The following is a 648-nucleotide window of genomic DNA, read 5'->3' on the forward strand; positions in this document are numbered from 1 at the left end:
GTCGTCGGCTTCGACGACCTCCCGGAGGTGCGCTGGTCGGCCCCGCCGCTCACCACGGTCCGCCAGCCGCTCGCCGACATGGGCGCCCTCGCCGTCCGTACGGTGCTCCGCCTCACCCGCGGCGAGCAGCCGGACTCGCCCCGCGTGGAGCTCGGCACCGACCTGGTGGTGCGGGCGAGCACGGCACCGCCCGCGTCGTAGCCGGTACGCCCGCGGACGCCGCGGCACCCCTATCGTGACCGGCATGCAGTCCTACACCATCGGCCAGGCAGCGCGGCTGCTCGGCGTCAGCCCGGACACCGCACGCCGCTGGGCGGACGCGGGACGCCTCACCACCCGCCGCGACGACACCGGGCGCAGGGTGGTCGACGGCCGTGACCTGGCGGCGTTCTCCGTAGAGCTGGCCAAGGCGGCCACGACCGAGGAGGACACCCCGTACACCTCCGCCCGCAACGCGTTCCCTGGCATCGTCACGGCGATCAAGCTCGGTGACGTCGCCGCCCAGGTGGAGATCCAGGCGGGCCCCCACCGGCTGGTCTCCCTGCTCACGCGGGAGGCGGTCGAGGAACTGGGTCTGGAGGTCGGTGTGGAGGCCACGGCACGGGTGAAGTCGACAAACGTTCATATCGACCGCGCCTGAGCATCCTG

Annotated in this window: 2 protein-coding genes; both read left to right on the forward strand. The window is 73.3% G+C overall.

What is annotated here, in order from left to right; all coding sequences use genetic code 11:
- On the forward strand, positions 1–201 hold a 201-nt coding region (locus LPA54_RS34715), incomplete at its 5' end, for a substrate-binding domain-containing protein (protein WP_228984610.1).
- A gap of 43 nt (positions 202–244) precedes the next feature.
- The gene (locus LPA54_RS34720; protein ID WP_228920612.1) at positions 245–640 is read left to right on the forward strand and encodes a molybdopterin-binding protein; all 396 of its coding nucleotides are present in this window, start codon (positions 245–247) and stop codon (positions 638–640) included.
- Positions 641–648: the final 8 nt, after the last annotated feature.

The sequence above is a fragment of the Streptomyces sp. DH12 genome (assembly GCF_020873895.1).
GTDB lineage: Bacteria > Actinomycetota > Actinomycetes > Streptomycetales > Streptomycetaceae > Streptomyces.

Bases quoted from the DNA above. Each gene is read 5' to 3' on its own strand.
- LPA54_RS34720 (WP_228920612.1), top strand. From the start codon at position 245: ATGCAGTCCTACACCATCGGCCAGGCAGCGCGGCTGCTCGGCGTCAGC.